The 24,388-nt window shown below is 61.9% G+C and carries 22 protein-coding genes and 1 riboswitch; of the genes, 8 read left to right on the top strand and 14 right to left on the bottom strand.

The window, feature by feature from the left end; genetic code table 11:
* Positions 1 to 186 precede the first annotated feature (186 nt).
* Complete coding sequence (locus KTR60_RS02870) at positions 187 to 933, bottom strand: hypothetical protein (RefSeq protein ID WP_416309251.1); 747 nt, start codon at positions 931 to 933, stop codon at positions 187 to 189.
* Between the two features lie 311 nt (positions 934 to 1,244).
* On the opposite strand from KTR60_RS02870, the gene KTR60_RS02865 reads away from it, so the two are divergent.
* The 3 genes from KTR60_RS02865 (at position 1,245) to KTR60_RS02855 (ending at position 4,582) form a co-directional block, all read left to right on the top strand.
* A complete protein-coding gene (locus KTR60_RS02865) occupies positions 1,245 to 2,675 on the top strand; it encodes an MFS transporter (RefSeq protein WP_228401777.1) in 1,431 nt (476 codons plus the stop codon).
* A 73-nt stretch (positions 2,676 to 2,748) separates the two neighbouring features.
* Positions 2,749 to 3,276, top strand: coding sequence for a carboxymuconolactone decarboxylase family protein (locus KTR60_RS02860; RefSeq protein WP_020906029.1), 528 nt, complete (start codon positions 2,749 to 2,751; stop codon positions 3,274 to 3,276).
* Positions 3,260 to 4,582 (top strand): MFS transporter, encoded by a 1,323-nt coding sequence (locus KTR60_RS02855; RefSeq protein ID WP_178377292.1) that lies wholly within the window; start codon positions 3,260 to 3,262, stop codon positions 4,580 to 4,582. Before KTR60_RS02860 ends, KTR60_RS02855 begins: the two co-directional genes overlap by 17 nt.
* Before the next feature lie 78 nt (positions 4,583 to 4,660).
* Here the strand turns inward: KTR60_RS02855 and KTR60_RS02850 are convergent, their stop codons facing one another.
* Positions 4,661 to 4,939, bottom strand: coding sequence for a YHS domain-containing protein (locus KTR60_RS02850; protein ID WP_003941173.1), 279 nt, complete (start codon positions 4,937 to 4,939; stop codon positions 4,661 to 4,663).
* A 269-nt stretch (positions 4,940 to 5,208) separates the two neighbouring features.
* On the opposite strand from KTR60_RS02850, the gene KTR60_RS02845 reads away from it, so the two are divergent.
* On the top strand, positions 5,209 to 6,168 hold the full coding sequence (locus KTR60_RS02845) for a DMT family transporter (RefSeq protein ID WP_208689917.1): 960 nt from the start codon (positions 5,209 to 5,211) through the stop codon (positions 6,166 to 6,168).
* Here the strand turns inward: KTR60_RS02845 and KTR60_RS02840 are convergent.
* On the bottom strand, positions 6,158 to 6,832 hold the full coding sequence (locus KTR60_RS02840) for a TetR/AcrR family transcriptional regulator (protein ID WP_042450572.1): 675 nt from the start codon (positions 6,830 to 6,832) through the stop codon (positions 6,158 to 6,160). The two genes, KTR60_RS02845 and KTR60_RS02840, sit on opposite strands and share 11 nt — an antisense overlap.
* Positions 6,833 to 6,990: 158 nt before the next feature.
* Between KTR60_RS02840 and KTR60_RS02835 the strand changes: the two genes are divergently transcribed.
* Positions 6,991 to 8,493 (top strand): MFS transporter, encoded by a 1,503-nt coding sequence (locus tag KTR60_RS02835; protein ID WP_020906025.1) that lies wholly within the window; start codon positions 6,991 to 6,993, stop codon positions 8,491 to 8,493.
* A 355-nt stretch (positions 8,494 to 8,848) separates the two neighbouring features.
* On the opposite strand, the gene KTR60_RS02830 is transcribed toward KTR60_RS02835, so the two are convergent.
* Positions 8,849 to 10,456, bottom strand: coding sequence for an ABC transporter substrate-binding protein (locus tag KTR60_RS02830; protein ID WP_218695577.1), 1,608 nt, complete (start codon positions 10,454 to 10,456; stop codon positions 8,849 to 8,851).
* Positions 10,457 to 10,590: 134 nt separating this feature from the next.
* On the bottom strand, positions 10,591 to 11,169 hold the full coding sequence (locus KTR60_RS02825; RefSeq protein ID WP_042450527.1) for a CGNR zinc finger domain-containing protein: 579 nt from the start codon (positions 11,167 to 11,169) through the stop codon (positions 10,591 to 10,593).
* 63 nt (positions 11,170 to 11,232) lie between these two features.
* Here KTR60_RS02825 and KTR60_RS02820 point away from each other — a divergent pair, with 63 nt between their 5' ends.
* Positions 11,233 to 11,610 (top strand): hypothetical protein, encoded by a 378-nt coding sequence (locus KTR60_RS02820; protein ID WP_042450525.1) that lies wholly within the window; start codon positions 11,233 to 11,235, stop codon positions 11,608 to 11,610.
* 93 nt (positions 11,611 to 11,703) lie between these two features.
* Positions 11,704 to 12,048, top strand: coding sequence for a hypothetical protein (locus KTR60_RS02815; RefSeq protein ID WP_042450522.1), 345 nt, complete (start codon positions 11,704 to 11,706; stop codon positions 12,046 to 12,048).
* Here KTR60_RS02815 and KTR60_RS02810 read toward each other — a convergent pair whose 3' ends face one another.
* Positions 12,049 to 13,260 (bottom strand): saccharopine dehydrogenase family protein, encoded by a 1,212-nt coding sequence (locus KTR60_RS02810; protein WP_228401775.1) that lies wholly within the window; start codon positions 13,258 to 13,260, stop codon positions 12,049 to 12,051.
* On the bottom strand, positions 13,253 to 14,251 hold the full coding sequence (locus tag KTR60_RS02805) for an alpha/beta hydrolase family protein (RefSeq protein WP_228402255.1): 999 nt from the start codon (positions 14,249 to 14,251) through the stop codon (positions 13,253 to 13,255). The genes KTR60_RS02810 and KTR60_RS02805 overlap by 8 nt, the downstream gene beginning before the upstream one ends.
* A 143-nt stretch (positions 14,252 to 14,394) precedes the next feature.
* Between KTR60_RS02805 and KTR60_RS02800 the strand changes: the two genes are divergently transcribed.
* A complete protein-coding gene (locus KTR60_RS02800) occupies positions 14,395 to 15,273 on the top strand; it encodes a PaaX family transcriptional regulator C-terminal domain-containing protein (RefSeq protein WP_206434809.1) in 879 nt (292 codons plus the stop codon).
* Here the strand turns inward: KTR60_RS02800 and KTR60_RS02795 are convergent.
* The 7 genes from KTR60_RS02795 to KTR60_RS02765 form a co-directional block, all read right to left on the bottom strand.
* Positions 15,252 to 15,866, bottom strand: a complete 615-nt coding sequence (locus KTR60_RS02795; RefSeq protein WP_050655923.1) for a hypothetical protein — start codon at positions 15,864 to 15,866, stop codon at positions 15,252 to 15,254. The genes KTR60_RS02800 and KTR60_RS02795 overlap by 22 nt on opposite strands.
* A gap of 210 nt (positions 15,867 to 16,076) precedes the next feature.
* The gene (locus KTR60_RS02790; RefSeq protein ID WP_050655922.1) at positions 16,077 to 17,402 is read right to left on the bottom strand and encodes an aminotransferase class V-fold PLP-dependent enzyme; all 1,326 of its coding nucleotides are present in this window, start codon (positions 17,400 to 17,402) and stop codon (positions 16,077 to 16,079) included.
* A gap of 53 nt (positions 17,403 to 17,455) precedes the next feature.
* Positions 17,456 to 17,570: riboswitch (SAM riboswitch) on the bottom strand.
* Positions 17,571 to 17,630: 60 nt separating this feature from the next.
* Complete coding sequence (locus tag KTR60_RS02785) at positions 17,631 to 19,166, bottom strand: PucR family transcriptional regulator (RefSeq protein ID WP_228401772.1); 1,536 nt, start codon at positions 19,164 to 19,166, stop codon at positions 17,631 to 17,633.
* Positions 19,163 to 20,221, bottom strand: coding sequence for a DUF917 domain-containing protein (locus KTR60_RS02780; protein ID WP_228401770.1), 1,059 nt, complete (start codon positions 20,219 to 20,221; stop codon positions 19,163 to 19,165). Before KTR60_RS02780 ends, KTR60_RS02785 begins: the two co-directional genes overlap by 4 nt.
* 6 nt (positions 20,222 to 20,227) lie before the next feature.
* Complete coding sequence (locus tag KTR60_RS02775) at positions 20,228 to 21,337, bottom strand: DUF917 domain-containing protein (protein ID WP_228401768.1); 1,110 nt, start codon at positions 21,335 to 21,337, stop codon at positions 20,228 to 20,230.
* A complete protein-coding gene (locus KTR60_RS02770) occupies positions 21,334 to 22,914 on the bottom strand; it encodes a hydantoinase/oxoprolinase family protein (protein WP_228401766.1) in 1,581 nt (526 codons plus the stop codon). The genes KTR60_RS02775 and KTR60_RS02770 overlap by 4 nt, the downstream gene beginning before the upstream one ends.
* Before the next feature lie 30 nt (positions 22,915 to 22,944).
* Positions 22,945 to 24,312 (bottom strand): purine-cytosine permease family protein, encoded by a 1,368-nt coding sequence (locus tag KTR60_RS02765; protein WP_054187860.1) that lies wholly within the window; start codon positions 24,310 to 24,312, stop codon positions 22,945 to 22,947.
* Positions 24,313 to 24,388: the final 76 nt, after the last annotated feature.

Below are 24,388 nucleotides of genomic sequence, written 5' to 3'. Positions count from 1 at the left end.
TGTTCGTCAACGCGTGACTTCGCAACAATTCTCGTTACCGGGGCGATGTGCGGCGACTCTTCGACTTCCGTTGTCTTGCAGAGCAATCACTGCGCACATCGCCACGCATTTCGCTACTGCACGAACAGATGGATGCATGGCGATTGCCCATGCCCGTTTTCCCGTTGCTGCGAAACGCATTCGGTTTCAGTGCCCGTGGTGCGAGTGGCTCGAGTGTTCGACCCCAGGCGTGGTCGCATTGTCGGCCGTCAGCGTGAATTCCGCCGTACGTACCACTTCGCCATGTTTGAAGTCCAGGAATAACCGGTAGTCCTCAGCGCTCGGCATGTTGGCGTAGAAGGTGATAGCCGGTCCGGCCGGCGTGACACCGTCACCGGGGTAGCCGTCCGGATGGACATGGAGATAGGCGAGGTCGGAGGCACGCAACGCGACCAGATGCCCGTACGCAGCAAGGTAGGGCTGCAAGTCTGTGACCGGGATTCCGTCACGACTGACCGAGAGCGTGAGCTTCGATGTCTGGCCGGCATGGGCCGCGCCTTCGAGGGAGACGGTATAGCCGTCGACCGTCGTGGCGGCAGCAGCGGCGGGCAACGGCCGAGGATCATAGGACCCGGCGACGCGCACATCCGCACTGAGCGTGATTCCGTCACCACCGTCCGGAGTGAAATCAGCGAATACTCGATAGTCTCCCGCATGATCGAAATCGACTGACACATGCCAGTTTCCGTTCTCGTCCAATTCGGGATGCACGTGCTGGAATCCGGTCAGGTCCAGACCGACCACGATCAGATGCAACTGCTTGTCGTGGGTGTCGGTGTACCGGATCAACGGAGTTCCAACCGGATCCAGGATCCGGAACTGCAAGGGGACATGGTTGCCGACGGCCGCCTCCGACGTTGCCAATTCCAGTGTGTAGCCGTTGTCGCTGAACATCTTGCCCTCCAAAGTTTGGGTCGGCAGCACTTTCGTTGCCGTCTGCGTCAGGTTCTGCACTCCTTGACATCGAACCTGTTGCAATTTGTACCATACCCCCCTAGGGTATGCAACGAACTACTCGAACACCCTGAATTCACTCGAAGGAGATCCGATGCGCATCTACGCAGAGCGCCGGCCGAATGAGTTCCAAGAGCAGCATTTCCCCGTGCACCCCAACGAAGCGCTGCGCCGATGTCACCCAGGCCCGCTTACGACACCCCTTGACCACACAAGCATCACCTATACCCCGTACAGGTAAGGAACTCAGAATGTCCACACAACCGAAATCCACCCGTAAGTGGTGGGCGTTGGCGTTGATCGCCGCCGCTCAGTTCATGGTAATCATGGACACCTCCATCATCGGCGTCGCTCTCCCCCAGATGCAGAGCGATCTCGGCTTTTCCCAAGAAGGCCTGACCTGGGTCTTCAATGCGTACGTCATCGCGTTCGGCGGGCTACTCCTCCTCGGCGGCCGCCTGTCCGACCTGTTCGGCGCCCGCAGAGTGTTCTCTGCTGGTTGGCTGATCCTGCTGATCGGTTCCGTTGTCGCCGGTGCCGCCGGTAACGTCGCCGTCGAACTTGCGGGCCGTGCAGTCCAGGGCGCAGGCGCCGCACTCATCGCACCATCGGCGCTCACCTTGCTGATGATGCTGTTCGGCAGGACACAAAAGGAAATGACCAAGGCGCTGTCCATCTACGGCGCTGCCGCCCCGGCCGGCGGTACGGCCGGCGTGTTCCTCGGCGGCGTCATCACCGAATACACCAGCTGGCCTTGGGTGTTTTACCTCAACATTCCCATCGCTGTCATCGCGCTGATCGCTACTCCCCTCCTGATGCCGAACGCACCGGCACGTACCGGGTCGATCGACTTCCTCGGCGCACTCGCTGTCACCGCAGGTCTTGCTGTCGGAGTCTTCGGCATCGTCAGAGCACCTGATGTTGGATGGGGATCCGGGCAGACGTGGCTGGCGCTCGCCGTTTCGGCCGCTCTGTTGGGTGCATTCGTGTTGATCCAGTCCAAGCGTCGGGAACCTCTGGTGCGTCTGGGAATCTTCAAGGCGCCCAACCTCGGTGCCGCGAACATCGCTCAGCTCGTCCTCGGCGCTGCCTGGATACCGATGTGGTTCTTCCTGAACCTGTACCTGCAGCAAGTGCTCGGATACAGCGCCTTCCCGGCCGGTGCGGCGCTGCTGCCGATGACGATCTTCGTCATGCTCGGCATGGTCGTCGTGGCACCACGGGCCATGGCACGCTTCGGTGCAAAAGCGATGATCGTGACCGGATTGCTGGTACTGGGAATCGGTTTGGGTTGGATGTCGTTGATCCGGCCCACCGGCAACTTCTGGGTCGACGTACTGCCGGCATCGCTCGTGGCTGCGGCAGGTATGACGCTGGCGTTCATTCCCTCACTCGGTACGGCGATTTCGGCTGCGCGCCCGGAAGAGGGCGGATTGGCTTCCGGCATCGTCAACGTCAGCTACCAGGTCGGCTCGGCTGTCGGCCTCGCGGTGATGACCGCGATCGCAGCAGTGTTCGGCGCTGATCAACTCGGTGACCTGACGGAGTTGACGAACGGTTTCTCCGCCGTGTTCCTCGGAGCAGCCGCCATCGCAGTGGTTGGCGCAGCAATCACCGCGATCGTGATGCGGTCGACCAAGGTCGACGATCCTCGACCCGTTCAATCCACCGTCAATTCTTGACCAACTCCGGTGGTGGGTTCGGCCGGCTGTCACCAGCCGAACCCACCACCGGCGGAACCACTTAGGACTCGTTATGTCGCGCCTTGCTTCTCTCACGCCCACCACCGCTGTCGGTGCATCGAAAGACCTTCTCGCCGAACTCGTCAACCGTCACGGACAGGTCGGTGACATGGTCGCGGCGATGGCTCATTCGCCCGCTGTGCTGGGCGGCTATCTGCAACTCAGCCGAGCAATGAAGCGAGCGAAACTGAGCCGCAAGATCACCGAGCGAATCTCTATCGCTGTGCAGGTCCAGCAAGGTTGCGCTGTTTGCCTCGAAGCCCACGTGGCCGCCGCGCACGCCAACGGCGTCGAGGCGGACGAGATCGAGCGTGCCCGCGCGGGCACCTCGGCCGATCCCGCCATCGCGGCAATGATCGACCTCGGGCTTCGCGTCTATCGGGAGCCTGCCTCGATTTCAGACGAACACATCACGGGCCTTCGAGCGCACGGCTACGGTGATCGCGAGATCGCCGACGTAGTCGGAATCGTCGCCCTCAATGTCCTGACCGGAGCTTTCAATCTTGTCGCGGGAGTGAAACCAAATGAACCGGATCGCTAACTCCGCACCGGAACGGAACAGCCTGCGTCTGTTCTTGATTCGCGACTATCGCCTGCTCTTCAGCGCCCAGATCATCGCGCTGTTCGGCACCGGGTTGGCGACGGTTGCGCTGGGTCTACTCGCCTACGAACTCGCCGGACCGAGCGCCGGAGCCGTGCTGGCCACCGCGCTGACGATCAAGATGTCCCTGTACGTCGTGATCGCTCCACTCGCGGCGGCGTACGTAGACCGGTTGCCGAGGCGGGCTTTCCTCGTTGCCCTCGACGCCATTCGTGCAGCGGTCGTGATCGCATTGCCCTTCGTCAGCGAGATCTGGCACATCTACGTGCTGGTAGGCGTTCTCCAAGCTGCGTCGGCAGCGTTCACTCCCACGTTCCAGGCGGTCATCCCTGACATCGTGACCGACGAGGCCGATTTCACCCGCGCACTGTCGGCATCGCAGGTCGCTTACACGATGGAAAGCCTGCTCAGCCCTGTTCTTGCCGCGGTCGCACTGTCCTTCATGACATTCAACCTGTTGTTCGTCGCCACCTCCGTGGGCTTTGCGGTCTCGGCACTGCTCGTGCTGGCCACCCGAATCCCCAACGCTCGCCGAAGTACTCACCGCAAGGCGTGGGATCGGATCGCGTCGGGGGTGCGAATCTTCGTGACCACGCCGCGACTGCGCGGCATCATGGCACTCAATCTCGTGGCGGCAGCAGCCGGATCGATCGTGGTGGTCAACACCGTCAACTACGTCCGCGACGAGCTCGGTGGAACCCAATCCGACGTGGCGTGGATGCTTGCCGCGTCAGGCACCGGCACGTTGGTGACCGCGCTGCTTCTTCCACGCGTTCTCGACAGAACCGCTGAACGCACTGTGATGACAGCAGGTTCCGTTGTCTTGGTCGTCAGTGCCAGCGCGGCAGCAGCCCTCGCCGTGGCCGGTGCATTCACGTGGATGCTCACTGCCGCAGTGTGGGCACTCGTCGGCGCCGGGATGGCCATGCTCGTCACGCCGACCGGAAAAGTACTTCGGCGCTCCGTCGACCCCGCAAGTATTCCGGAGGTGTTCGCAGCCCAGTTCTCCCTGTCGCACCTTGCCTGGCTTGTCACCTATCCGATCGCCGGATGGGTTGGTTCGAGCGCGGGATTTGCGGTCACCTGGAGCATCCTTGCAGCGCTTGCCGCGGTGGGAGCCGTTGCAGGATTTGCACTTTGGCCTCGGGAGACGGTTGCTGAATTGCCCGTACAGGCGACGTACGAAACCACCCGAGGCGAATGCACCTTGGCGGCTGCCCAGTGCGCGTGCGCTCGCGCCGTCTGATGTCGACGGTCCGACTGCCCCCGACAGGGCTACAACGAAAGTGGTGGTGCAGCCATCGCCTGCACCACCACTTTTCGCTCAGCTCACGTCGGCATACTTCCTGGGATTTGCGTCGAACCGAGGACCACATCCCTTGCAGCAGAACCAGTACCGATTTCCTTCGAAGTCACGAAACAGGCCTTCCGCTTCGGCACGCACCTTCTCGATCACGCTGCCCGGCATGACCCGACATTCGACGAGTTCACTACTGCCAGCGGTGAGTAGGTCTTTCCCACCGGTCGGCATCGCCGAACCGACAGCGCCGACATCGCCTTTGGCGTCAGACTTCGGGGTGTTGCCACAGCCACAACTGCTCATTGGGATTCCTGTTCTTTTGCTGGACGGATGTGGCCCGGAAAGCGAGCCCGACACAATCAATATACCCCCTATAGGTATATTGGAGATAACTTGAAGGTCTGCGCGTACAGCATCTCGGCACATAAACCATTGCAGGAGAACGAATAATGCGTCCCCAGTCTCGGGTCACCTACAGCATCATGACACACTCAACCTTATACCTACCGGGGGTATAAGGTAGGTCTGGCATCGACCATCCATGTCCGCGTGGTCGTCGACGAAGAGGAGCAATGAAGAACTGGAAAGCAATCGGCAGCAGCCGATTCGCCGTAGTTGGAGCTTTGCTGTTGGTCGGCATGCTTTGGGGAAGCTCGTTCCCTCTGGTTGCTGTGGCAGCACCAACTCTCGGCGCCGTCGGCACGACGCACGGCCGCTTCATTGTTGCAGCGTTGGTTCTCGCGCTGATAACTGCTTCCAGCAGATCGACCTGGCGCGCGGTCCGTCATCGGTTTCCTGCATTCCTACTGCTGGCTGCCCTCAATGTCGCTGGGCCCCTGACACTTGTCGCAACTGCGATCGTCGGCCTCAACTCGTCGACGGCGTCGATCCTGAATGCCACGACTCCGATGTTCACAGTATTCGTCGCCGCTTTCTGGCTTCGACAAAAGATCACCTGGCGAAAACTCTCGGGGGTCGCGATCGGCATCGTCGGCGTCTCGGTGCTTGTCGGCGGAATTCCGTCAGCGATCGACAGTCGCGCAATGCTGGCCATTGGCGCATCTTTGACCGCGGCGCTGCTGTACGCAGTCGGAGGTGTCTACGCACGAAAGTCGTTCCAGGACACTCCACCCCTGACGCTGGCCCTCGGCCAACAACTTGCCGCGGTCGCCCTCTTGGTGCCGGTGTCCGCCGTCGCTCCCCCTCCGGGGCCCATAACCGTCGGCCCACTCATCGCCGTGGTAGCCCTGGGGCTGGGGGCTACCGCCGGTGGCTACCTGGTCTACTTCTGGATAATTCGTCAGGCGGGTCCAGTCGCGGCATCGGCCGTCACTCTTCTCGTTCCGATTTCGGCATCAGCCATCGGAGTGCTGTGGTTGAACGAGCCTGTTACCTTCGCGCTCGTTGGCGGTCTTGTCATCATTCTTGCCGGAGTCGGCTTGCTCCTGGATCTTCCGCCGACGCGAGATCCATTGCGCAGGGTTGCCCCGGACCGGGCGGCTAGCGCGGACAAACGGCCGGTCAGCGGCTGATCGGAGCCGTCCAAAGTCCGACCAGCGCGTCGACGAGGTCGGTCGTGAAGTCCTCCCATGACGTGACCGCGTCCGGCCCCTCTTCGGCAAGCGTGCGCTCGCGTTCGGCGAACATGTGCACGATCGCATTACGCCCGATGTCCGCGCGGGCGCGTCGAACACTCATCGGCATGTCAGTCAGACAGGCTGAAAGTCCGCGAAGCGTCTCCTGCAGAGTAGGCGAGGCCAGCACCTCGTCGTAAACGATTTTCCGCAGGACCGGGTCGGTGAGAATCTGCGCGCTGAACCGCGCATACCAGGTCGGGCCACCCATTTCGGCGTAGTGATCGGTCGACGCCCGAACCAGACACGAAATCCAGTCACGAACATTTGTGGACCCTTCGATCTCACGCAGCAGTTCGCCACGGTTCTTCTCGACCTGCTGGGAATGCTTGTTCACGATCGCGCGGACCAGATCGGTCTTGGTTCCGAAGTGATATCCGACGGCAGCATTGTTGCCCTGACCTGCCGCGTCGCTCACCTGACGGTTCGAAACCGCGAAGACTCCATGTTCTGCGAACAACTGCTCGGCGACGGCGAGAATGCGGTCTCGGGTTGCAGCAGAGCGCGCGGAATTTGCGGCGCCGCCGACATCGGCCGACGCGTCCTCAGTCCTCGTAGTCATGGACACCATCATCCTCGACCATCCGAAGCTGCTCGGCACCGGAGATATTCGTCACGATCGGAGACACAGCCTTCCGTTAAGTCAGTCACTTGATTTAACTTTAGTTCAAGCAACTGACTTAAACTATTATTCGTTCTTCCTCCGATGGAGTTACCGCAATGTCGTCAACCACTTCACCACCACCGACAACGCCGCCACAGACAACGAAGTCGCCAGCCACCACCGCAGTGGTGGCTGTTCTGGCGTTTTCCGGCATCGTCGTCTCGCTCATGCAGACGCTGGTGATCCCGATCATCCCGCATCTGCCCGAGTACCTGAACGCGCCGGCGTCCGATACCGCGTGGGCTGTGACCGCCACGCTGCTCGCAGCTGCCGTCGCCGTCCCGACCATGGGCCGCTTGGGCGACATGTTCGGCAAACGGCGTCTACTCCTGATCAGCATGGCGCTGTTGGTAACCGGTTCGGTGGTCGGAGCACTCAGTTCGAGCGTTATCCCCCTCGTTGCCGGCCGAATCCTGCAGGGCCTTGCTGCCGGCGTCATTCCGCTGGGCATCAGTGTGATGCGCGACGTGCTTCCGCCCAAGAAGCTCGCCGGCGCTGTTGCGATGATGAGCGCTTCACTGGGAGTCGGCGGCGCTCTAGGTCTTCCGATCGCGGCTTTGATCGCCGAGTACGCCGACTGGCACGTCCTGTTCTGGGCGTCAGCCGTGCTCGGCGCTCTTGCGGCCGTTCTTGTTGTCGTCCTGGTCCCCGAATCGACGGTTCGCACAGGTGGCACGTTCGACTTCGGCGGGGCAATCTCGCTCTCAGCCGCCCTCATCGCTCTACTACTGGCCATTTCCAAAGGTGGCGACTGGGGTTGGACGAGCACGCTCACGCTTTCCTTGTTCGGCGCCGCGATCCTGATATTCGGATTCTGGGCTTGGTGGGAACTACGCACCCCCAAGCCGCTGGTGGATCTACGCGTATCCATCCGCCGCCAGGTGCTCTTCACCAACCTCGCATCGATCGTGTTCGGATTCGCGATGTTCGCCGCCAGCATGGTCTTTCCCCAGGTAGTCCAGTTGCCTGAAGTCACTGGTTACGGCCTAGGCGGTTCGATGCTCACCGCAGGTCTGGTCATGGCTCCCTCCGGCATCATCATGATGCTGATCTCTCCGCTGTCCTCACGCATCACCAATTCGCACGGCCCCAAGGTGACGCTCATGCTCGGCGCCGTTGTCGTCGCAATCGGTTACGGCATCGGCATTTTCGCCATGCACTCGATTTGGGAACTGATCGTGATCGCCGTGATCATCGGCGCCGGTACCGGTATGGCTTACGGCGCGATGCCCGCTCTCATCATGGGGGCTGTTCCTCCGTCCGAGACCGGTGCAGCCAACAGCTTCAACACCCTGATGCGCTCCCTCGGTACATCATTCGCCAGCGCCATCGCGGGTGTCGTCATCGCCCAGATGACCATGTCCATCGGTGGGGCAACGCTGCCGTCGGAGAACGCTTTCCGCGTCGTCATGGCCCTCGCTGCGGGATCCGCCGTCGTCGCACTCGTCCTGGCCGGTTTCCTCCCTCGGTTCAACAGCTCCAACTCCCGCAAGGAGATTGGTAGCCAGCACACCGATACGTCCCCGACCACGTCGAAGGAATCCGTTCCGACACACTGAGCCAGCGCGCAATACACACTGCGCTGTACACACAGCCCGGCCCCGGCGGAGTCCAACTCCGTCGGGGCCGACGCGTTTCACACATTTTGCTGTTGATACACCTGCGGACGACAGTTTCGTGACATGCTCCGTTGAGATGGGTGCTCGTTCGATACTCGGGGAAAGGATGCCGCGATCGCCGCTCCTCGTGCTGACGTAGCCCTTGCTGTCGCCGCCGCTGCCGTCCTGGGCATAGGCGTCGGTGTCCTTCTTGCCGATGTCGTCGCCGGCCTGGCTGCAGGTGCGGGTGCTGCAGTGGTATTTCGGTTTGCTCTTCGGATGATCAATACCCGAAAGTGAGCGGTTGTCGAGGGTCCTACTTCAGGACACGGATCGCCGAGCCCGGAAGGATTCCGCTCGATGGCGGGTAGATCGACGTTGCGCCGTTGAAGAACATGTGAGCGGGAGTCGTGGATACCGGCAGCAGGTCGATGTCGTTGAACAACGCGCGCTCACTTTCCTCCCAGACCTTGCAAGACTCGTCACCGGGAAGAAGCGAAGCCTCAGTGGACAATTCGATGTACTTCTTGTTGTCGAGGGAAGCGAAGTTCACTCCTTCAGGTTTGGGCGGGCCGGTGAAGTACTTGGCAAAGATGCTCGGCGTATCACTCCCCAGCGTCAAACCGATGGAAACGTCCCACGACGACAGGTCGGTGGTGCTGAATGTGTTGGCGATGACAAAACTGTAGTCGCCGCCGGTCAGTTTCACATTCGCGCCCAGTCCTTCCCACTGTGTTGCCACGTATTCCGCGGCGGCAGAGTTCGTATCGCGTGAGTTGTTGAAAATCACGTTGAGGGCAAGCGGTCGACCGTCCTTCGTCAGGATGCCGTCGGGACCCGCCTTCCAACCTGCGTCGGACAGCGTTTTCTTTGCTGCATCGACGTCGAAATCGGGGATCGTCCCTTCGACACTGTTGTAGTCGCAGGCAAGGGGTTCCGAAACCGCGAGGGCGCGTGCGCGGGTTCCTTTACCGCCGGTGGTGATCTCGGTGTAGTCGTCCAGGTCTACTGCCTGCACGAGGGCCTGCCGCACAGCACGGTCTGCCGTGGGTAGGGCCGCGAAATGATTGAAGATGAACTCGCCGGACAACGTGGTGTAGGTCTTCGAATCCAGACCCGCGGCCAAGACTCGTTCCTCGTCCGAACCGGTGACCGCTGCGGCATTCACTCCGCCGGTGAGAACAAGATTCGCCGTCGTACTGGGATCGGTGACAATCTTGATCGTCACTGTCTTCGGCACTCCGAGAGTGTCGGAAGTGGTCTCGCCGTTCGGACTCCAGGTGTAACCGTCGCGGCGTTCCATCGTGATGTGATCGTTCGGAACAACTTCGGTGACCTTGAACAGACCCGTTCCGTTGCTACTCGAACGGATGCTGGCCGGGTCTTCGAGCGTCGCAGCGCACGGAAGCCGCAACGCGCCGATTCGAGAGAGCAGGAAGGGCGCTGGCTCGGCGGTAGTCACCGTCAGTTCGTCACCGTCCGCTGAGGCCGAAGTCGACATCGGCACAGTGGATCCGCGTAGCGGTGAAGCGTTTTCAGGATCCATGACCCAGTTGATGTCATCGGCCGCGGTCTGTGCGGTGAAGGAAGTGCCGTCGGCACAAGTGATGCCCTTCTTGAGCACGAACTTCAGCGTGTTCCCTTCTTCACTCCAGCTCTCCGCCAGATAGGGACGCACAGTGCGTGTTTGCGCGTCGATGTCGATCAACGAATCGTACGAGTACGCGTTCACGATCTGAGTCGACGTAAGGTTGGTGATCAGAGGGTGCAGATTTCCGGGATCGGCGTTGATGACAGTCGTGAAACTGCCGTCCTTTGCATACTCACCGACCGAACCTCCGGGACTGGATGCGCCGCCACACCCGGCCAGGGTGAAAACCCCAACGCTGATAACTGCTGTCGCGGAGACAGAACGGGCTTTCATACGAGCCGCCATCTACTAGGAGTTGCCATGGCGACAATCGTGCGGGATTGACGTGGTCTGTATCTCGTTGAAGTTCCCCATACAGTCGGCCGTACTCTGTTCGATTGTCACTATCGACCGGGCAAGCGCAGACGCTAAGTACGACGCTGCCGTTGACGGTGATTCGCGACGTTGATTCGGTTGCCGCACAACGCCGGCATGCAGTAGCGGCGTCGCCCTCCACGGCTTGTATCGACGAACACCCCGTTGCACGTCGGCGAGGCGCATGGGCGGAATCGTTCGTACCCCAATGTGCGCAGAGTCCCCAGCAACGAGTAGCCGATCAACAGCGCAAGTTCGCCGGTGAGATTGATTCTGCTGTCCGGTACCGCATTCCATCGATAGTCGGACCGGGCATCAGGCACGAGTCGGACGTGATGCGGGACGGTCTGCAGGAGTCGATGAGTGCGATCAACGAGCTCATCGGAAGTCGGAGCATCGAGAATCGAACGAATCCCCTCTCTGAGTTCCTTGACCTCAGCAAGTTCACCGCTGGTAAGCCGACGTCCGTTGGTGAGCGCATCCGGCGAGAGTCCATGTTCGTCCAGTAGATCGTGAAGCGCCTGAGGGGCAGCCAACGCGTCACCTGCCTCCACCCACACGCGGGGCGAGGTATTGACCAAGTCGGTCGCAAACGACGCACCGGCGACGTAATCGTCTAAAACTACTTGCATCCCTTACCGTCCTGCCCTACCGTAATTGAATAACCTAACTTTACACCTTACGGAGGCGGCGGGATGGAACATTGCGCAGACCACAGGCTGCCCGAGATACTCCGAGACACTCACCACCGATTGCGCCGCGCCGGTACCGTGGCATCGCAGACACCCGTCGTCGCTGCCGATCTCTACTGGTCGATCGGCGCGCTCGCCCAGTGCCTGACCGCGATGGACGAGGTCATTTCACAACTTGGAATCAATGCCCGAAAGCAGTTGCGCGCTGGAAAGTTCGACGTCCAGAGCGGACCGTTCGAAGGAGAGCCCGACGCCGCCCTACTCACCGCAGTTCTTGCGCTCGCCAGAGCATCGAGTAGTTGCGAACCGGTTCAGGCGGCAATCGGCAACGCTCAGATCGCGGTGAGTGATCTCGTCGTCTCAAGGCCCACCAGCGCTTGACGCCCGCGCTCGCAGCCTGTCCCAATAGAGACTGTATGGTTGGTTTTCAGGCAGCCATCGAGAGCATCGACCAGCAGGAACCGGGTTATCACTGTGAGTGCAGGAACATCGACAATCTACGAGGACCGAACCGTCCGGATCGACGATCAGGGCGTCACGATCCGCCACTACTACTTTCCGTTTGTCAGCAAGTTCGTCCTGTACTCGCAGATCGAATCCGTCGACCTCGGAGTCATGTCATGGCTGAGCGGACGCCTACGAATCTGGGGAACAACAGATTTCAGCTCGTGGTACAGCCTGGATCTTTCACGCCCGTGGAAGGAGACCGCGGTGGTACTCACTCTCGCCGGCCACGGATCGCCTTCGTTCAGCCCCAAGGACGCCGATCGCGTCGAGACCGAAATCCGCAGTCGCATCGGATCACACGCCGCGAACTGACTAGCGGAACTCGGATTCGACGGTGACGATCTCACTCCAGTCGGTTCGATCGAACAACCGCGCCAGCGCAGTGAACAGAACTTCCGGGTCGACGACGCTCTCGGGTGAGTGCACACCGATCCGATCCGAAATCGTTCCGTCGGCGAGCCGGGACACCACCTGAGCAAGGCCGAGCGCCAAGGGGATTCCGGTTGCACCGGCCATGTCCGACAGCAACTCCGACACCGGTGAATCGTCGGCAATCCGGGCCACGACGCGCATCGCTCTTCCGTCGAACATTCCTGTCGCCGAGGCGAAGAACAACGGCAGGGATCCGTGGCCGGCGCGCGTGAGCATTCGAGGCGCAGCACGGATCATCCGTCCGAGCGAAGGCTTGCCCAATTCTTCGGCGGCCGAGTCGAGATCGATTCTCCCCTTGTCGATGTCGGCGCGGAGAACGTCGAGAAACGCCACGGTTTCCGGTGTGATGACCATCAGATTTGCCGAATGCCCCGCAGGATTGATGGTCCGATGAAACATCACCGGCTCCGGATGCCCGACCACGTAAGCGTTCCCCCGACGTCCGCCGGGCAGTTCGAGTGCGATGGAACGCAACGGTTCTTCGTTGACGATTCGCCCCGCACGAACCACCGGAACCTGGCCGCTGATCTGCTGCATCCAGTGAACGGCGGCTGCACTCAATGTGTCCACCGACTCGTCCTCGCCCTCGACATCAACCGGCCAGGCTGTATACAGATCGTCGACCACGTCCAATCGCGAGACTGCCATCGCGGCCAGGAGGTTACTCATCCCGGGACTTGCGCCCATGCCGACTACCGCACAGATTCCGGCTCCCCTCGCGGCACAGTCCAATTCCAGCATGTCGACGGCCGGCTCCCAGTCGTCGCAGATGTCGAGATAGTGAGTCCCGGTCCCGATCGCTGCCTGGAGAATGCCGACGCCGAAACGGAAAAACGGTCCGACCGTATTGACGACCACGTCTGCGCCGTCAAGCAATTCACGTAGCGTGCGACCGTCCGTGACGTCGATGCGGCGCGCCTCGACTTCCGCTGACGCCTGCGCCAGTTCAACTGAAAGACGCTTCGCAGCATCGATATCGCGATCCGCGACTACTACCTTGCCGATTCCCGGCAATGTTGCGGCCAGACGAACTGCTGCCGAGCCCATGGCACCGGCACCACCCAGTGCGACAACCGTGATTCCGTCAGCCATGAATTCCCTCCAAAAATGCAGTCTGATCCGCTAGATAGCCGGGAGCGAAGATCGAACGGGGAGCAAGGACGGCCACCAGAGCGGACCTCACTTCCGAGTCTTCGAGATCCTTGTCCACGATCGAATGCGTAGCGTCGGGGTACTTCTTGACCACCAATTGCCCTGGAGTGTCCAACAATTCGCGATACACCCTTTCGGTATCAGCCACGTCGACGTTGACGTCTTGTCCGCCGATGATCAAGAGCACCGGAACCTTCACGGTTTCGAGATCGGCTCGCGCATCCGAGAGGTAGTTCTTTCGGATGAAGTTCCACCGGTCTTCGGTGAGACCGTCGGCCTCGCCGGAGGCCACGAGATCGTCGAACGATGCATCACGGGCCAACTGATCCAAGTTCTTCGCACGATCGACCCGCGCTTTCTCGAACTCGTCGGCCGACGCATTTCTCTCGGAAAGTTCGGCTAGGGTATTGAATTCGCCTTGTTGGAGCCAGTTGATCGCGGGACCCACGGCAATGACGAACGCTACGTCCGGGTCGAGGTTCACCACCTTAGGCATCACCCACCCTGCCTGGCTTGCACCCCACAGACCGATCCGAGACGGATCGATATCCGAACGTCCCCGCGCCCACTCGATTGCCGCTTCCGTTTCTGCCGCGCGATCGTCCATGCTCTGGTCGAGCCAATTGCCCGGTGCCCCATTCACCCCCGGCTTGTCCCAGGAGAGTGACGCGTACCCCGCCTTTGCGAACGCCTCCCACACCGGTCGATAGAACGTCTCATGTGTTGCATCGACCGGGCCGTCTCCGTGGACGAAAACCACGAGCCCGAAGGGACCGTCACCGTGTTCGGGCAGTGCAAGGAGTCCCTGGAGCGGCACCGATCCCCCGGTGATCGTCACTTTTTCCTCTCGGATGTCATAGGTGTTCTGGTACAGCGTCCAGCCCACCAGAGTCGCGATCAGAACAACGACCACCGCCAGGGAAGTAACCATCCACCTGCGTAAACGAGGCTTACTCTTGCCCTCGCTCATCGATTCCGCTGCCATCTTCCCGCCCTAACGTACGAATTTGAAACGATCGTATTACATTCGATAGTACAGTTGTGGGCGAAGATGTCGAGAAGCGAGGAAAGGACATGGCGATGACCGACAGGGACGTCGAGGTACCCACGAGGATCTTGATCGAGGGACTACTGCGCACGGACGGAACTGTCGACGGACGCACCCTTTATGCCACCGCCGACGCCCTCGGCAAAACTGATCAACAGGTTCGGCTGTGCATCAAGCGGTTGGTCACCGAGGGGAAGTTCACTCAGGAAGGTCGCGGGCGGCAGGCCACGCTACGAGCAACGCCGAAAGCCCTGCGCGAGATGGAACCCGACGTCGAATTCGTTCGGCTGGCCTATCGACAAGACCGCGACACTGTGACGCCGTGGGACGGGTACTGGCACCTGGCCGGATTCGCAATTCCGGAGTCGTCACGGAAAGGGCGAGATGCGCTGCGCACCAGGGTCGTTTACCTCGGCGGCGCGCTCGTCCAGGGCGGTCTGTACGTCTCGCCGCACGCCTGGGAACCGTATATTCGCGATGCGGCCGCCGAACTCGACGTCGAACAGCACCTGTCTTCTCTCACCACTCGAGATCTGAAAGTGGGCACTCTCGAAGACCCCGTGAAGATTGCCGCGCAGTTGTGGCCACTGGACCAGATCGCTGACGGATACGAACGGCTACTCGACGTAGCGACCGCACGCCTGCACAAACTGCAGAACAGTCCGGGTACCGATGCTGTCACGATGACCATCGAACTCGCGGCGGAATTCACGCGAGCCATGGAACCGGATCCGCTGTTGCCGCCGGAACTACTGCCCACCAACTGGATCGGCACGAGGGCTCGGTCGATCACTGCGCAGTGCTGGACGCTTCTGGCACAGGTGGACGGTGCCGACGAATTACCGTCGCTGTTCCACCTGTACGCAGATGCAATCGGTGACGATCAGGACGCAAGCGTGCGATGACGGGGCGGCAGTCCGAAACGCCCGAGAACCTCGTCGACTGCGGTGGACGGTGTGACAAGTCCGCGATCCTGAAGCCACGGAATGGTGCTGTCCACCAGATGCTCGAGCGTGCGAGGCAATGCGAGAGGCAGCAACGTAACGCCGTCGGCGACCTCCGCAGCTCGGATATCGGCGATCAAACTGCCGAGACCGGAAGGCGTTCCGACGTAATGAAGCGAAACGGGAACCCGCGGCGAGGTCAACGCGCTGTCCAACTGCGCAAGCTCCTTACGAGCGGAGCGAGCCTCCGGCGCGATCAGAATCTCGAGATCGACCAGCACTGCGACGCTGTCGGGATCGCGTCCTTCTTCAGCGACGGCAGCGCGTATCCGTGCGCGTTCGAGCTGTGCCTCACGCAGATCCGCAGCGCGAATCCGAACCACATTGGTAGGGAATGAAGCCAAATCGAGAGCCTTTTCACCCTCGGTGAGGTCCACCCAGTAGTCGCCGCCGATGATGGGCAGGTTGCCGGGTGCGCCCTCAGCGGCCGGATGGTGACCGGATCCGGTCAACTCGACCGCTACGTGCAGAGAATGCGAAGCGAGTGAAGACATGTGAGACCTCCGAAAATCAGAAAAGTATGGGATGAGCGAGACGAATCGTCAGCTCGAACACATTCCTGAAGAGGTGCGGCACAGATCGACATGGCGACGGCACCACTGACCGAGAGTGATGCTCACTCTCGAAGGGGTGGCGGGAAAATCCGCTGGTGCCATGGCTGCCATGCTAGTTGTCCGTTCGAGTTTTCGGGGACCGAGCTCAGCTCAGACGCACTCGGCTGCGCCGGCATTGTCGTCTGCGGCTCCGAGGAAGGGGCGGGTCTCGGGCACAGGGTTCCACGCACCTGCCGTCTTCGCGTACTTCCAATCACGCTGATTCGAAACCAGGATGTTCACGGCGTCGACCAACCGCGTCACGTCGTCCGAGCTGCTACCGAGGCCGAGGCTGGCGCGAACTGCACCGCCGGAAAGGCCGAGGCGCGCGAGAACCGGATGTGCGCAGAAGCGACCGTCGCGAACTCCGATGCCGTGCTCGGCGGAGAGGAATGCGGCGATCTCGCCCGCTTCGAATCCGTCGACGGTGAAGGTGACGATTCCGACGGCGTCGGGAGCGTCGTTCCACAGTCGCACGAGTGAGACGCCCTCGATGGCGGACAAGCCGTCAGTGAGCTGGGCGGTGAGCGCCTTCTCATGCTCGGCGATCACGTCGAAGTCCAGGGCGTGCAGGGTTTCGCAGGCGGTCGCGATGGCTGCCGCACCGAGCACGTTGGGGGAACCCGCCTCGTGGCGTGCGGGCGCGCAAGCCCACTCGGTGGATTCGACGGTCACCTCACGCACGGCGCCGCCGCCGGCGAGGTACGGCTGAGCTTCGTCGAGCCAGTCACGGCGGCCGACGAGAACGCCGGCGCCGAAGGGCGCGTACAGCTTGTGGCCCGAGAACGCTACGTAGTCGACGCCGCATTCCTGCAGGTCGATGCGACGGTGGGGAGCCAACTGAGCAGCGTCGACGAGGATACGTGCGCCGCAACGGTGAGCGATGTCAGCCAAACGTGCAATCGGCAGGATCTCACCGGTCACGTTGGAGGCCCCGGTGATTGCGAGCAGCGCGGCAGGCTTGGTGCACAGTTCACCGATCAGACGCTCGATCGTTTCTTCGATGGTGTCTGCGGCGGTGACGATACGAGCGTCGTTCCACGGCAACAGGTTTGCGTGATGCTCGACGTCGAGGACGACGGTGCTGCCGGGGACGCACTGCGCAAGCAGGTTCAGCGAATCGGTGGTGTTCCGGGTGAAGACGACAACCTGATCGTCGGCACAGTTCACGAAACGAGCAACGGATTCACGAGCGTTCTCGTAGGTGAGCGTGGAGATCCGGGACGCGTAGCCGGCACCGCGGTGGACGCTGGCGTACGTGGGCAACAATTCGGCGATACGGTCGGTGACCTGGGCCAATGCCGGCGCGCTGGCCGCGTAGTCGAAGTTGGCGTAGGAGCATTCGCCGCCCTGAACCAATGGAACCTGCAGGTCGGCACCCGAAACCTTGGCAATCGCGGTGGTGCAGCAGGTGTCGGCACTCAATACAGCAGTCATCGAAGACAATCCTCACGTTCAAGGACTCGTTCGTCGGGAGATGGCCCCGGAAGAGTCCGCGCTTGCCGCATTCGTTTTCGAACGCAGCCGGGTCGTCACCCGGAGCACCCCACCGCGGAGGAGGGTTGCCGACCAGCAAGCCGGGGCTGAACACTGGTACTCGTGACCTGGCAACGAGGATGGCAGGAACCTCCCGCGCTTGTCAAGACGAAGCTGCGAAGACCGTCGTCACGGCGCGATCGTCCGGCAGGCGAGGTGGAGCGCAAGCCTGGTTTCCGGATCGGCCAGATCGACCGAGAGAAGGCGCTGAATTCTATCGATCCGACTCGATACGGTGTTGCGGTGCAAGCCCATTCGGGTTGCGGTGTGAGCCAGAGACGATTCTTCGTCGAGGTACGTCGACAGAGTCTCGAGCAACTCTCCATTGGAATCGCGTAGCGGTGCGAGCAATGCCGCGGCCGCAGGCTGGAAGGTGTCGGTTCGCGTCCACGCCAGCAGCAACTGCGCCAGCCCGAGGCGGTCCACGTGCAGGAATCGACCTGTTTGAGATCGGGAACCGGCGAGCCGAGCGGCATCCCCGGCCTCCGACAGGGACGAACCGATTCCAGCCGGACCGTCGTGTGCGCGTCCCACACCTACCCAGGTCTCCATCGTGGGTTCCAACCTGGCCTGAGCTGCACGGATGCACTCGGCGATCCTGGTGATCGCCTCCGGTCGCGGCTCGCCTGGCAGAGTCGTCCACGCCGCCCAGCCGTCAGCCTGTTCCACGACATTGGCGTCGATTCCCTCGGCGGCGAGAGCATCTGCAACCTCGCTGCGTCTTGCCACCAGGTCGACCTCACCGACCGCCAGGACTTTGATGCCGATGTGCCATCCGTCCAGCATCCAACCCGCGTCGAGTGCGCGCCGGAGCAGTCCGGGTGTGGCGTCTGCTGACGTGTCGATCAGTTCACCGAGCAACGCGCTACGCCGGCGCGCTTCACGCTCGTCGACCATGCGCGCAACGGCCAGTCGGTGCCCGGCAGCCAACGAGGCCACGTCGAGAACCACTGAGAGAGAAGCCTCTTCGACGCTTTGACGCACCGGGAGCAGCACCGCCAGCCAGGGCTCTCGGGCTGCGCCGGACATCACCGGGCACGCAATCAGGACCCCGCCGGAGTCCAATTCGACCGTGGTGGGCGCCCCGCGACCCGACAACATACCGGCAGCTGCTCGATCAGCGTCTGACAACAGGTCGGCGCCGGTCATCGGACGTCCGGACGTGTCCAGGAGAAAGAATGAACGCTGAAAGGTGTTCAGTAGCACCGACAGAAGATTCTCGACGCTTCCTCCGGCTCGTTGGCCCGCGTGTGTCGCCCGCAGTACTGCGTCGGCCATCACCGCCCGCGAATTCGAGAGAAGATCACGAAGATCCACGCTGAACTGCCACGGGTCGGATACTCCGAGCACCACCAGTCCGAGCCGATCGGCAAGCAACGAGAGATTCGCATCCTCCGCCGCAGTGCTGTGCACAGCGACCACCTGGCAGCCGGTCGCCGCTGTGCGCCGAAGGAGAGCGTCGAATCTCCACTCCCCGATGTCGATTCGATCGAGAATCACCAGAACTGATCCTGAACTCGCCGCATCCGACACGGCCTCGGCCGACTGTGCCGATTCCCCGGTGAGTGCTCCCACTGTCGTCACGACGGGATCACCCTCCCCGGCAAGTCGATACAGCCCGACAAAGGCCGGGTTGTTCAGCAACGCCGAAACACTCGCGCTCATCGCGCCTCCATCAGCACTGCGTCGTGGTCGATCCCGAATGCCCGCGGGCCGACAACTTTCAATCTGCCCACTTCTTCCGCCCACCACTGTGGACCGGGAAGAACCAACACGGCCACATCGTGCCCCTGGTGCACGGATTCACACGAGACGAAGGCGCCGGTCCGCACGTCGAGCAACGTCACGATGTCCGGGCACGTTGCAATCATCTCGCCGTCCAACGCGACGGTCAGGAACTCACTCTCGAATTCGACTCGTATCACCGCAGAATCGTGTTCGAGAATCACGCTGCCCCGACGATCGCCGGTGTCCGGACGACTACGACGGACCGCACGCACCCGGCCAGTCCCCATTACCAGGGCCCCGGAGCTCTCCGCGATCTCCTGCCAACTGCCCAGGGCCCCGATGTGCTGACCCAGTTCGTATGCTCGGGAGAGAGTTCCCGGAATGCACGCCTCCTGCACCGTCCGCGCATCGATCGACGCGATCGCCAGAGCGCCCCAACCGCTGGTTCTCCCGATCAACGACCGCACTGCTACCTCGGCGCCGAGCACATCCACTCCGTCGACGACGGTAATGAGGCCGCCGGGCTGGGCGAGTGTGACCGGGCACAATTCCAACCCGGCTGCGGCGAGAGAGAGGTGATCGAGCCGCGGCATCGCTCGACCCAGCAGGTCCGCGTCGACCACGGGAATTCCCAACGCCAACGCCGCCGCAATGCCGGAGAGAGCGTTGAGTCCACCGCCTTCGAAAGTCATCACCGCGGTCGGACGCTTCCCGGTCCAGCGCGTCAAAGCTGCTGCAGTATCTGCAAACTCACGCCCGGAGGGCAATTGCTCCTCCAAGGCCAGGGCCGATCCGACGATTCCCACCGGCATCACCAATGCCTCCTCCGGCAACTGGTCCGGCGCGATGACCTCCACCGAAGTAGACGTCATCAGTGGACGCAGCAATTCCACGAACAAGCGTGGATCGCCGCCCCCGCCGCAGCCCAGGACCACCGCCCCCGCTGCGATCGCGTCGAGGTCGGCCTCCCGGACCGCGTGCAGCCTGCTCACGGCTCGCTATTCTGCCAGTACAGGTTGCTCGAGTGTCTCCACCGGCAGGAACGGGCGATCGAGCCCGAAGCTAGCCGGGCCGAAGACCGCCAGTGCCTCCGGGGTTCTCATGATGGGTGGGGTCGCGATCCCGATGACCGCAACGCGCTGCCCGTACCGCAAGCCCTCGGTGGTGATGGGTTCGGCGGTATCGGCCTCGACGATGCAGATCAGGTCTGGCACGATCGCCACCATCACTCCGGATTGGACGGCGATCAGATTTTCGTTCTGGAACTGAACCTCCAGCTCTTCGTCTCCGACGCCGGCGATCCGCACCGAACCCCGAGCGAACCCCTCATCGGTTCGCCGGTCGACATCGATCACCTTGCCGTCAAAGAGAACTCGCCCGTATCCGTAGAGCGTGTCGGCGAGACTGTCGACAAGCGCCTGCACCGGGTCCACCCGCTGCTCACGTGAAAGTCTGATGGACCGGCCGATGGTCATGGCCAACGACAGAGTCCGTGGGATCGCCGTCCGCTTCACATCTGCACCCGTCATCGAGTACTGCGCGATGTGCGCCATCCCACCGAACCTCGACGTCACCCCGCGGGCGAGGCCCTCCAATCTGCTGTTGTCACTTCCGGTGTCGAAGATCGCCACCTCGTCGTGCTCGTTCGCCATGGCGAGCGGACTCGCCGAAATCCCGTACACCGAGAAGGTTTCCATCTCGAGCTGAGGAAAGGCTCGCCCCATCCCGTCGGCGTCGACAACCGGCAGGCCGCGCCGTGCGGCCACCAGCAACGGAATCATCGAATTGATTCCGCCGCACTCCATCGGCATCGTGGCATCTGCAGTTCGACCCGTGTGCTTCTCCAACGTGATCAGCGCCAGCTCGGGTTCGGTTCCGCGCGGCATCTTTTCGACCACGACGGTCGGGGCACCCATCTGCGCGACGGGAATCACCCACGCGTCGTCGTCAAGCTCCTCCGGATCGAGAATTGTGATTTCACCGGCCTCACCGAGCGCCTGCGTGACCAACATCTTGCCGACGAACGGATCTCCCCCGCCGCCGGTGCCCAACAAGGCTGCGCCCCTGGCGAGGTCGTCGAGATCCGCCGTTCGTAGTGTCCAACTCATCGTGAGCCCTCCTGACCGGTGGAGACCAAACCACTGTGCAGTGCCAAGTCACCGACTGCCTTCACTCGAATACGTGTTGCGTTGCCCGGCAGATACGGAATCGGGACCTCGTCGAACTCCACGATCTGCACCGACTCGGGCCGTGCGCCTGCGGCGACTGCCCGATCGATCGCCTCCTGGCGAGCATCGTCGGCAAAAACCTGCCGGTGCCCGTCCCGCACCGCTTCGACTCGATCTACCTCACCACTGACCTGCGCGATCGCAGCGCCGATCGCATTGGCAACATCGAAGCGCTCAGGACGAATCACCATTCCCAGGCCCGGGAGTTCACGCTCCAGCAGTACCGATCCCCCGCCAACCGCCACAACGGGAAGTGGATCCGACGTGGTCCGCATCTGTTCCACGGCGTCGGCGACTCGGCGCGAGATCCGGTCGAGTGCCGTCGACACCAGGCCGCGGTCGAGGTGCGCCACCGCACTGCGATCTCCGACGTCGGCCAAGCCTGCCGCGACGGCTATGTCGGTGGCCGTCAACGTGTCACCGCCGAATACGAGTGCCCGTGAACCCAATTCGTATCCCACAGATTCGGGTCCGACTGTGAGTCCGTCTGCATCCACCAGCGAACCACCACCGATACCGATCGAGAAGACGTCCGGCATACGGAAATTGGTCCGTACCCCGGCGACCGTCACCTCCGTGGTGGCTTCTCGCGGGAAACCGTTGGTCAATACGCCCACGTCGGTAGTGGTACCTCCGATGTCGATCACCGCACAGCTGGCCAGACCGGACAGCACAGCGGCGCCTCGCATGGAGTTGGTCGGCCCCGAAGCGAAAGTCGCCACCGGATAACGCCTCGCGTACTCGATGTCCATCAAGGTTCCGTCGTTCTGGCTCAGGTACAGCGGCGCGACAATGCCGTGCTCGACCAAAGATCGGGCAAGACCGTCGACGATGTGATCGGCGAGCTCGCGCAGCGCAGCATTGATGATGGTCGCGTTCTCCCGCTGAAGTAGACCCACTCGACCGATCTCGTGCGAGAGCGAAATTGCGACGTCCGGGCCGAGTTCCTCACGCACGATCTCCGCGGCGGCCGCTTCGCATTCGAGATTGACCGGAGAGAACACCGAAGATATTGCGACCGAACGAGTACCGCTGCGAGCCATATCGGCGGCATGGCGGCGAATCTCGTCGGGGTCCAGCGACGAAATACGACGACCGTCGAACTCGTGCCCACCGTGAGCGAGGTAGCGCCTTCCTTGCACAGCGGAGACCAGGTCTCGCGGCCACCCCACCATCGGCGGAAGCGCCGCGGTCGCCGGAAGCCCCAATCGCAGAGCCGCTGTCGGTGCAAGTCCGCGTTGCTCGATGAGAGCGTTGAGAAAGTGCGTCGTGCCGATCATCACTGCTTGAACAGCGCTGGGAGAGAACGAGTACTGCTGCTGCAGCGCCGTCAGAGCTCCGCCGATTCCGCCGGTGATGTCCTTGCTGGTCGAGTGTTTGACATGCCCGATGACGGTGGTCCCGTCCATCAGGACCGCATCGGTGTTCGTACCACCGACGTCGATTCCGATTCGCATCGCGAACTCCCTTCTACAGTGTGTGCCGTGCTAGTGCGTGAGCGCAGATTTTCCCGAAGTCTCTTGCGGCGCTTCGGTTGCGGTGCGTCCGACTCCGCGAATCAGGCCGAGTCGACCCGCGACGACGTAGAGAACGAAGGCCGAGGCCACCGCGTTGATCGACGGCAGGCCGAAGGTGCTGTAATGACCGATCAGCGCCGAGACGATCCAGATCACCAGCGTGGCCGGTACCCAAGTGGGTGCCGAGTTCGGGAGGGTACCCGCAGCTCGACTCTCCTCCAGATCCTTGCGCCATGTCTTGACGATGAAGTATTCCGCCACCATGATCCCGGCGATCGGCGGGAATCCGACGCCCAACAGGATCAGGAAGTCGGTGAACGAGTTGAGGATTCCGGCAGCCGCGAGGACCGAACCGGTGATGCCGACCACAGCGGTGACGACGGCGCGATTGATCCGTCGACCGAACACGACGTCGATGAAGTTCACGACGCCGAGCCCCGAGCTGTACAGGTTCCAGTCGTTGATCTTGAAGGTGCCGAGAACGATGATCAGAACGCCGACCCAACCGACCGACGAGAGAATGATCGTGGCGATGTCGGAACTGCGAACGGCATGGGCAAGAAGAACACCGGTCAGCCCGATCACGTATTCGCCCAACGTTATTCCGACGAGCGTCTGCTTCACGACATCGCCTGCCGTGCGGTTGAAGCGCGTCATGTCAGGTGTGATCACTGCTCCGGCAATGAAACCGCCTGCGACGATGGTAGTTCCGGCGAGGAAGCTGAGCTCCGGCCCGGCTGGAGCAGATGTCATCAGATCTGACAGCGAGTGATTACGCAGTTCGGCGACGACGGCCCAACCGACCAGGATCAGGAACAGCGGAACGGTGATGTTGGCGATCAGTTGCATGGATCCGAACCCGCGAAGGACTATCGCGGTAATCAGGAGACCGAAGGCCAAAGCCCACGCCCACTGCGGCAGAAACGGCATGATTCCGTGCAAACCTGATGCAGAGACAGCAGATTGAATGCCGAACCAACCGATCAGGCTGACCCCGATCACCAAACCGATCACCGCGGAACCTGCGTGCCCGAATCCACACCAGCGTGCGACCACCGATGTGTTGAGCCCTTCACGAACCCCGATGATGCCGATGAAAATACAGACGACCTCGAGAATCACCGCCCCGACTGTCAATGCCCAGAAGGCATTCCAGAACGTCATACCGTAGCCGAGCGTCGCACCGAGCAAGAACTGTGCGAGTGCCGATACCTGACCGAATCGCTGTACTGCCACCGAGAACCACGAATATCGTGCTTCGTCGGGAACGCGGGTGAGCGCGTAGTCGTCACCGTCGGACACTTCACCGCCGGCGGCGGTCGCTGACGTGTTTTTCATGACGGACTCCTCGAATAGTTGGGAAGTGTTCTCGGAGAAGACGGTACGAATGTGGCAGGGGTCACGCCTATGGGCG

The organism is Rhodococcus sp. C1 (assembly GCF_020809065.1).
GTDB classification, from domain to species: Bacteria; Actinomycetota; Actinomycetes; order Mycobacteriales; family Mycobacteriaceae; genus Rhodococcus_F; species Rhodococcus_F qingshengii.
This window is presented reverse-complemented; position numbering and strand designations above follow the sequence as displayed.